Source organism: Acinetobacter sp. UBA3132, from assembly GCF_002364825.1.
GTDB lineage: Bacteria > Pseudomonadota > Gammaproteobacteria > Pseudomonadales > Moraxellaceae > Acinetobacter > Acinetobacter schindleri.
The window spans coordinates 1-9,696 of sequence record NZ_DEZM01000026.1; the positions used below are offsets into that span (position 1 = coordinate 1).

Consider the following 9,696-nt stretch of genomic DNA (forward strand, 5'->3'; position numbering starts at 1 on the left):
TAAATACATTTTATTTTTTTTTAAAAAAATAACATCTTCATAACCACCAAAATTAGATTCGTTATTCAAAATAGCTACAATTACGCATTCATTATTTTTTATTTTATATATATTGACATTTTTATCTGAAATTCTTCCATCTTCATATTCAAATGGTATGGTTATAACTTGTAATTTTTTAAATTTATTATTTATTTCCTCTCCTGTATATGAATATGCCATTACCTGATTACTCATACATCCCGCAAGGGAAAAATACACTAAAATATATTTTATAAGATTTTTCATACTTTTACCTAAAAGGCCAATTTTCTATAATTTTCAGCACCAAGTTTTATTAATTGAGGTTTTAACTCGCGCCAAGTTTTACCATTTGGATGTAATTCAAAATGTGGCCAATCCTTTTTTCTCCAAACTCCCCCCCATACTAATCCTATTTTTTGTCCTATAGGACCTATTTTTTTACTATCCTCGATAGATTGCTTACTGTCTGAGAGATATGTTATTTCACCATTCCTAACTGAAACAATATCTATAGCTAATCCATATTGATGGTAACTTTGCAAAGCTTTAGCATTAGTATTTGCACTAGGCAGAGCATTCTGTTCTCTTGGGCTTCTATAGCCATCTGTAATTACCCAAGTTATTTTTAATTCTTTATATGCAGTATTAATCAAATTAATAACATAGGGTTGATACACTGAATGTAGTTCAGCAATTCTACTCAAAGTTCTTTTGTAGTGCTTTTCTCCACCACATGCTTGTGGCAGTAACCCCTTAGCATTGACTGGAACAGAAGATTCAACTTTAGCTACAGGAGTCTCTTTTTTATTCTTTGATGCATCTTGTTTTACTGTTGGGGGCGTTGCAGTTTTTATCTCTTCTTTCTTCTTCTCAAACTGTGGATCAGATACAGGAAATACCACTTTACGGTCGTAAACTTTTATTTTTTGGTTTTGACTAAGATTATCGCTGGATAAATTATTTAATTTCTTGATTTCATAGACGAGATTACCAGTTAATTTTGCTATCAAAGCTAAAGTATCTTTTTTCTGAACAACAATAATCTTGGTTTTTTCCTGTCGAATTTGTTGTAGTTTTGGCTTACTTTCAGGTGATGGCGTTGATACTTCCGCTTTTTTTATAGGAATTTTTAACACTTGTCCAGGATGAATATCAGTATCACTTTTTAAATTATTAATCCTAATCAATTCTGTTGTAGTCGTATGATTATCATCTGCTATTCGAGATAAATAATCACCTTCAGCAACAATATATGTCGATCTGACATATGTACCCGTTGCTACATCCTTGGCAGAAAAATTAACTCCTTTTAATAGAATTTTAGGGCTCCGAATAATAAAATTAGTTTTCTCACCTACCAGCTCTAGTTTTATTTTAGATTTATATTCGCCTGTAGTACTTTTAACTTTTACTTCAATTGTTGTGCCTACTGGCCGTTTAATCCAAACAGATTCTCCATTTTCAGGAGTAATATATTCTGATATCAAACTAGAACCTACCCATAATTGATGTGCTAGCCCTTGAATAGGCTGATCTAAAGCATCTAAAAATCTGATATTTGCTAGACAATACATGATTAATCCCCTTCTTCATTGCAACAATGGGCGTTACAGCCATGCTCTATTTCTTGATCTTTACTTCTATCATCTAATGACACAGACCAATCATCAGCAGTACCAATGAGAATGTCATAATCCTCATTAATAGATGTATTTATTCGTTGAGTTCGACCATGTTGGTCGAGTGTTCCGGAAATATAGGTATTATTTTTATTGTTAATTAATTTGTATTTAACTTCTGAAAAATTAGCTTCATAAAATAGATCATAAAAGTCCCATCTGTTTGTAAAAGTCTTAACATCTTGAATTACAGGTAAAGTTTGTATTTCAGTTTTAACTTTATCCCCCTCCACAAAACTATGCTGCCCCGCTTTACACTCAAACTTCCCACTTGTAGTACTAAATACCCCCTGTCCATTAATCTTTAACTGAGATCCACCCGCAGTCAGTACAATTTCTTTAGGACTTATAATTTCAATCTGATCTTCAGTCGAAATAATTTTGATTTGTTTGCGAGCAATAGCTTCAATTGCATCATCTTGTGCTTGAAGCTCAATTTTGCCTTTTGCCGCAATGGCTCTGAATCCTTTTTGCGCTGCAAACAGGCTAATCCTGTCCTGGGCATGGGCAATTAAAGATTTCTGGGTTGAAAAATTGATGCTATCCGCGGCACTGTGGTTAATCTGTTTATCAGCCGATAAGTGCAAATCTTCATTCGTTGAAAGTGCAATTGAATTTGGTGCGCAAAGTACCATTAGCGCCTGTTTAAAGGTTTCAGCCGTACTTTGATCCTGCTGTTCAATTTGGTTTAGAAAAGTTGTCAGATGATCAAGCGCCTCTAGAGGATCAGTTTGCTGGTTTTTAGCAACGCCACTTAAGGCCTTACTATTATTTAAACTTGATTCGAGCTGGCTTTTAGCCGGGCTACTATTTAAGTGGTTGGCATTAGCATTTTCCTGTTTATGCGTTGAAAGTAGCAGACCAGCCCCCGCCCTTACTGCTCCCCACTGATCCGTCCTAAGCTCAAACCCTTCGCCACGCCCATCACTCACTTCATCTTCTTTAGGGTGACTTAGATTTCCTAAATTTAGTTGGCTAGCCCCATGACTACTTTGTAGCTGTACACTAATCTGTCCAGTCGTATCATCAAAACGAAGCTGGTTAAAACCTTCCCCATTTACTTCCTGAGAGCGGATACCGCTCAGTTTTTTGGTTAATGGCAGTTTGCCTTTGACATCAAACATCGTCTGATGCCGTTCAGCTTCATGAATACGACCCACCACAAATGGCCGGTCGACATCTCCCTCAAAGAAATCAATGACGACGATTTCCCCGATACGTGGATGGAATCTTGCCCCATAGCCTTCACCTGCCCACGGTGTCAACACATCTACCCAAGCTGAGTCGCTATCATTATCATTGGCACCAGCGCCACCATCATGTTGATGATCATCACTGCGGGTAAATAGGAAACGAACTTTGACGCGCCCCCATTCATCTACATAAATACTTTCACCCTCAGGTCCAACTACTTTCGCCCGCTGTGGATAGGCCATTGGCCGATGCTGTAATGGATGATATTCAGGTACGACAGGAATATGACGACGCACCAAATACAATTCATTACTCTGTCTTTCATCATCTAATACTTTCCAGCGGCTGGACTGTATTAAATGATCCAGCTGCAGCAAAATATCTTTGGGTAAATTATTCTGGTTATAGAAGTGTTTGCCCAAAATTAAAAATTCACGCTCATTAGCTGGATGTTGATCTATTTCAGGATGATCATGTAATTCAAACCAGTACCCAACTTGTGCATCACGCACACTACTACTGGCCTTAAAATATTTGGACTGCAAGGCATGGGACTGGTTTAGCTGCTGGCTGAGTTGATCCAGTTGAGCAGAACTGGCTGAAGTCGTCTGATCTTCTCCATTCAGGTCGCTAATCCAAGCCGGGCTAATGGTCCAGACATCTTCAAGATTCAGACTTTGATTATCCTGTACTTCGCTATACTGATGGCTACTGAGCAGTAGCTGACTTTCATTCTGAGCCAGCTGATCCGCGTGCCAGCGCTGGGTTTGTACTAAGGTTGGATTTAAAGAACGCTCTGCCAATAGACCAGTGATCGTGTCAAAAGGTTCGGTGGCATGGCTACGATGAAAACGGATACTACGGCGCTTTAAAGCCTGAAAATGCGGCTGGTCATCAATCAAACGTAGAATTTGTGGCTGAATGGTCTGAGCTGAAACGGGGACCATGATTTCCTTTTCATCGATCAGCCAGTTAACGCCTTCACTACGCCATAAGCGGGTCAGAAACTCATAATCCGTTTCATTGGACTGCATCACAAAAGGTCGAACATCGTAGTCCCGTGACAAGGCAGAAACATCCAGGCTCAATCGTGCTGCAAATAAGGAGCTGCGAGCCTGCCATTCTTTAAATAAAATTTCACTAATATCCCGAACGCTTTTATTCATAAACACTCGGCTATTGCGGCGTTTATGCCATAAGGAAGTTGCATCCTGCAGGGTCAGTTTATACAGCGTCAAAGCTCCGTCGCTTTGTCCCTGGCTTGCTGCTGTAATCAAACCTGTCGTTCGAAATAATTCTCCACGGTCAGTCACCTGATCAACTGCAACCTGACAGCCAATAAATTGTTTTAAAGCGAGATTTGCATTGGTTGAAAGGCAGATCAGTTCTGCCTGTAAACCCTCATTAATCTGATGATGACCTTCAATGCGCTGAATAAAAACCTGTGTATTTAAAACCTGATTAGAAAACTGGATATGTAGGGCTCGTTTTTGCAGATTAAGCCCAAGAGTCTCAAGGATGGTATGAATATTGTTTAGCATCTTATAGTTATTTTTAAGGAATATTATGCAGCTGATTTTATGAAAATTGCCCCCTATACGTCCATCATGCTTCTTATTTCACATGATTTAACCATTAATTTATTACTCATCAGCTCTTTTATTGAGGTTTTAATCTTTTAATGTTTTATTGACAAAATAACTAATGATTTCTGTTATTTGTGCTCACAGAGCAGAATCGTTACTGCTACACTTTATGCTTATATCAATCAAAAGAGCGTTGTGACATGCTTGATCTCCAGTCCAAACTGCCTGAATTGGGCGTGACGATTTTCAGTACCATGTCTGCCCTTGCTCAGCAACTCGGGGCACTGAATCTTTCACAGGGTTTTCCCGATTTCCCTGCACCACCCGATTTGATTGAAGCTTTAGGACGAGCAAGCACATCCGGTTTTAATCAGTATGCACCTGGAGATGGTTTACCGTTATTACGCTCTTTGGTCGCTGATTTATATTTACAGCGTGATCAATTATCACTAGATCCTGCTCAGGAAATTACCATTACACCTGGCGCAACGATTGCAATCTTCTGCGCAATTCAGGCTGTAGTGCGTGCAGGTGAAGAAGTCATTATTTTTGACCCGAGTTATGACAGTTATGCGCCGACGGTACAGGTTTTAGGTGCTAAACCGATTCATCTCGCACTCCAGCATCCGGATTTTTCAGTGAACTGGAACCAGGTCAAGGATGCGATTAATGATCGCACCCGCATGATTATTGTAAATACCCCGCATAATCCTACCGGAAGTATCTGGTCTAAAGCAGATTGGCAACAGCTGATTGAACTGATCCGTGACCGCAATATTGTGGTGCTCTCTGATGAAGTTTATGAACATCTGGTCTTTGATGATGTAAAACATTATTCAGCACTTTCCTTCCCGGAATTACGTGAGCGCAGTTTTGTGATTGGTTCCTTTGGCAAAACCTTCCATGTCACCGGCTGGAAAACCGGCTTCTGTGTAGCTACCCCGGCCTTAATGAAATTGTTCCGTCAGGTATACCAATTTGCCAGCTTTTGTGGTGTAACACCAGTACAAGTAGCATTAGCTGAATATTTACAACAGCATCCTGAGCATATTCCCCAGCTGTCGGCCTTCTATCAGGCCAAACGCGATTTGTTTAATTCATCCATTCAGAATTCACGTTTTCAGTGGACACCATCACAGGGGACTTACTTCCAGAATCTGGATTACAGCGAAATTCGACCAGATTTAGAGGATGTTGCTATGTGTCAGTATCTGGCCCATCAACATGGGATCGTGGCGATTCCGGTATCAGTATTTTATAAACAGCCGCCAAAAGATTTACGTTTGCTGCGTTTCTGTTTTGCCAAAAAAGAACAAACCTTGCTGCAAGCGGGCGAAATTCTTTCCAGCGTTTGATTCAAATATCTTAGATTAGCATTTAAAGACTTACATAGCTTCAGCCTTAGTTACCTAAAAGCTAAGGCTATTTTTCTACAAATTTCCGATAATTATTTTTTTCTCCCTTTCTAATAATCAAGAACAGGATGTCTTATGGCACAGCAAGCATTGGTTCAACAGCAAAATCTATGGAAAACATTTTTTATTTTCCCGTTGCCGCTGGTTGTGACCAATATCCTGCAAAGTTTGTCCGGTACGATTAATACGATTTTTGTGGGGCAAATGCTGGGCGTACATGCCATTGCTGCAGTTGCGGTTTTTTTCCCAATCCTGTTCTGCTTGATGGCTTTTGTAATTGGCTTGTCCGCAGGTTCAACCGTTTTGGTGGGACAGGCCTGGGGAGCAAAAAATCTGGAAAAAGTCCGCTGTGTTATTGGTTCTACCCTTTTTATGACCCTAATTGGCGGTAGCCTGATTGCATTTTTTGGGGTGATTTTTGCAGAGAAGATCCTGCTGCTGCTTGGAACCGATCCCGATGTGATGCATCTGTCTCTGCCTTATGTGCAATGGATGCTTGCTGGTAGCCCGCTGATTTTTATTTATATTATTTATACTTCAATTCTGCGTGGTGTGGGTGACAGCACGACGGCCTTATTTGCCTCTGCCCTGACGATTGGAGTTGGTCTGGTGGTGACACCTGTTCTGATTGCCGGTTATTTCGGTTTCCCGAAAATGGGGATTATCTCGCCTGCTATTGCAACTATTCTTGGTAACATAGCAGTCCTGTTATTTTTAGCCCTATATTTAAATTATAAACAACATCCACTTAAGCTAGATTGGGCTTTACTAAAGCATATCCGTCATCATCCCGGCTTAAGCAAAATTATTCTGCGCTTGGGCATTCCTACCGGTGTTCAGATGATTACTACTTCCGCTGCAGGTTTGGTGATTGTCGGCCTGGTCAACCGTTATGGTGCGGAAGCCACAGCAGCTTATGGTGCAGTAAATCAGGTGCTGAATTATATCCAGTTCCCTGCACTTTCCATCGCGATTGCTGCTTCCGTTTTTGGTGCCCAAGCGATTGGTGCTGGTAAAAATGACTTACTCAATAAAGTGACGCGCACCGCCCTGAGTATGAATATCTTGTTTACCGGTAGTCTGGTAGTGTTGGCCTATCTGTTCTCGAAATATCTGATGGCTCTATTTATTACTGATCCGCAAGTGGTGGTGTTGGGTCAGCAGCTGCTATTTATCGTGCTTTGGTCAATTCTGTTCTTTGGTGCCAGTGCGATTTTTGCTTCGATTATGCGAGCCAGCGGTACAGTGACCGTACCGATGATTATCAATATTATCGCCATCATCGCAATTGAAGTTCCGGCAGCTTATCTATTCAGCCATTGGTGGGGGCTGCAAGGCATCTGGTATGGCTATGCTTTGGCTTTTGTCTGCCTGTGTATCATGCAAGGCTTGTATTACCAGTTTGTCTGGAAAAAGAAAACCATTGAAGCACTGATTTAACAGTAGCTTAAGTATGTATAAATTTAAAACTTATCTATTTTTGAAGTAAATACATCTCATCTTTATGCTTATTCCATATTCATTATAAGGATTTAATTTTATCATATTTTTAAACTCGCTTATTCCTTGTTATAAACCTGGTGAAATACAGGATAACAGCAGGATTTCAGCATGGCCCAACGATAAATTAAACTGGGTGCCTTCATTCCAACGACATCGCAACATGCAGCAGGTTGGCGGCATCCAGCGTCCCGGCCCCAAGAGCATTTAAGCCTTGATTATGCAATTGAACTAGCAAAGACTGCTGAATGTGGCCTGTTTGATGCTTATTTTCTTGCCGATGGTTTGGCTGTTAATTGGAGTCATGGCGCTTCTAAGCATAATAAAAATGTAGGTTATAGTGACAAAGTTGTTGGGTTTGAACCCGTGACCTTATTTGCAGCTATTTCAGCAGTCACCAAAAATATTGGCTTTATTGCTACTGCATCAACCACCTATGAAGAACCCTATCTATTAGCACGTAAATATGCCTCTTTAAACCATATCAGTAAGGGACACGCTGCATGGAATGTTGTGACGACTATCTCTGCTGAAACTGCGCGTAACTTTGGTTTTAGTTCACATCCAGATACCAAAGTCCGTTATGAACGTGCGGATGAATTTATTGAAGTCGTGCAGAAACTCTGGGATTCCTGGGAAGATGATGCCTTCCTCTACGATAAAGAAAGTGGTCATTTTTTTGAGGCCGCTAAACAGCATGAACCGCTTCATCAAGGAAAATATTTTAATGTCCAAGGCGCACTGAATGTCTCTCGTCCACCACAAGGCTATCCGGTGATTGTGCAGGCAGGTCAGTCTGAAGATGGGCGTGAACTGGCAGCGAAATATGCCGAAGTGATTTTCACAGCCCAACAAAGTTTCACGGATGCACAGGCTTTCTACCGTGATGTTAAAGGCCGCTTAGCTAAATATGGTCGTCATGCGGTGACTTAAAAGTGATGCCAGGCGTATCGGTATTTGTCGCCAAGACCGAACAGGAAGCCAAAGAAAAATTATTGCTAGTCTTTCATTTCTTAAATTTAAATATAAAAAGTCCGCAGAAGCGGACTTTAATTTCATAACTTTTAATAATTTAAGCTGATTTCTTAGATTTACCTAACTTAGTGGCAAAAGCTGTGACCTTCTGATACCCCGTTGGCAAAATACGCTGGATTAAATCGATCGCTTTGGCATCGTTACCAATCAATAAACGGCGTTTGTCTTTTTGAACAGCCTCTAAAATCTGACGCGCTGCTTCTTCAGGCGGACAACGCAATAATTTATTGAAGCTACGCGCAGACTTTTCAGGGCTCATCCCTAAAGCCCTGAGGCTGTCATTCATTTTTGCGGCATTGGCAATATTGGTACGAATTCCCCCCGGATGCACGCAGAGCGCGCTTACACCACAATTTTCAATATCCAGTTCTTGACGTAAAGACTCAGTAAAACCACGCACTGCAAACTTGGTGGCATTGTAGGCAGACTGGGTTGGCTGCGCAGTCAGTCCAAATAAACTCGAAATATTCACCACATGACCATCGCCGGTCTTTTTAATGCGTGGCAAGAATTCTTTAGTGCCATACACCACGCCCCAGAAGTTGATCCCCACGATCCACTCGAGTTCGTCATAAGATGCGCCTTCCACTGTTGACCCCAAAGCGACCCCAGCATTATTGAAGATCATGTTGATACTGCCATGATCCTGCTCGACTTTTTCAGCCCACGCACGGACTTCTTCCAAATTGGCAACGTTGACCTTGTCGAGGGTGGCACGCACGCCCGTGTCTTTAATCAGCTCAAGTGTTTTAAGTAAACCTTGTTCATTCACATCACTTAATGCCAGATGACAGCCCTGTTTCGCCAAAAGTACAGCCAACTGCTGACCAATACCCGAACCTGCACCGGTAATCGCTGCAACTTTATTATTAAAATTTTTCATAAGTTTCCCTTATTGATGAAACTGCCTGCCCAGACAACATTTCTTGTTCTGTCGTGCTTCATGCAGCAATTCTCTTCAATATAGTTTTGACAATACTCATTGTCAATCATGATGACTTATCTGTTCAGGACAATCCAGGTTGGTGATCAAGAACATAGGTCTAAATGCAATTTATTGGTAAGATATTCAAAATTTCGGTGTTTATGAGCTTAATCATTCTATGACCAATTCGGCAATTCCTGTGGAAAAACAACAAAAAACGATGACAAAGGAACGTCAGTTTAAGGGACTGTCTATGGCTGAACGCCAGCAGGCACGCCGGGAAAAGCTGATTGAAGCTGGTATTCAAGCGTATGGCACGCATGGCTTTTTTTCTGTAA

6 protein-coding genes and 2 pseudogenes are annotated in these 9,696 nt (G+C 40.9%); 4 read left to right on the forward strand and 4 right to left on the reverse strand.

Translation table 11 applies throughout. The features are described 5' to 3' along the window. The 3 genes and pseudogenes from B4033_RS00975 to B4033_RS00985 all read right to left on the reverse strand — a co-directional run. A pseudogene (locus B4033_RS00975) lies at positions 1-288 on the reverse strand (hypothetical protein); the annotation flags it as partial. A gap of 8 nt (positions 289-296) precedes the next feature. Continuing rightward, entirely contained in the window at positions 297-1,598 is a 1,302-nt protein-coding gene (locus tag B4033_RS00980; RefSeq protein WP_286831226.1) for a LysM peptidoglycan-binding domain-containing protein, read from the reverse strand. A 2-nt stretch (positions 1,599-1,600) separates the two neighbouring features. Continuing rightward, positions 1,601-4,438: a type VI secretion system Vgr family protein gene (locus B4033_RS00985; RefSeq protein WP_286831228.1), complete on the reverse strand. Its 2,838-nt coding sequence runs from the start codon at positions 4,436-4,438 to the stop codon at positions 1,601-1,603. A 245-nt stretch (positions 4,439-4,683) separates the two neighbouring features. Here B4033_RS00985 and B4033_RS00990 point away from each other — a divergent pair, with 245 nt between their 5' ends. From B4033_RS00990 to B4033_RS01000, 3 genes are all read left to right on the forward strand, one after another. Beyond that, positions 4,684-5,838, forward strand: coding sequence for a methionine aminotransferase (locus B4033_RS00990; protein ID WP_286831230.1), 1,155 nt, complete (start codon positions 4,684-4,686; stop codon positions 5,836-5,838). A gap of 135 nt (positions 5,839-5,973) precedes the next feature. Continuing rightward, on the forward strand, positions 5,974-7,338 hold the full coding sequence (locus B4033_RS00995; protein WP_286831233.1) for an MATE family efflux transporter: 1,365 nt from the start codon (positions 5,974-5,976) through the stop codon (positions 7,336-7,338). 204 nt (positions 7,339-7,542) lie between these two features. After that, on the forward strand, positions 7,543-8,331 hold the full coding sequence (locus tag B4033_RS01000) for an NtaA/DmoA family FMN-dependent monooxygenase (protein ID WP_286831239.1): 789 nt from the start codon (positions 7,543-7,545) through the stop codon (positions 8,329-8,331). Between the two features lie 139 nt (positions 8,332-8,470). On the opposite strand, the gene B4033_RS01005 is transcribed toward B4033_RS01000, so the two are convergent. Continuing rightward, positions 8,471-9,316 (reverse strand): SDR family NAD(P)-dependent oxidoreductase, encoded by an 846-nt coding sequence (locus B4033_RS01005; RefSeq protein ID WP_005220306.1) that lies wholly within the window; start codon positions 9,314-9,316, stop codon positions 8,471-8,473. Between the two features lie 220 nt (positions 9,317-9,536). Here B4033_RS01005 and B4033_RS01010 point away from each other — a divergent pair. Next, positions 9,537-9,696, forward strand: a pseudogene (locus tag B4033_RS01010) (TetR/AcrR family transcriptional regulator); the annotation flags it as partial.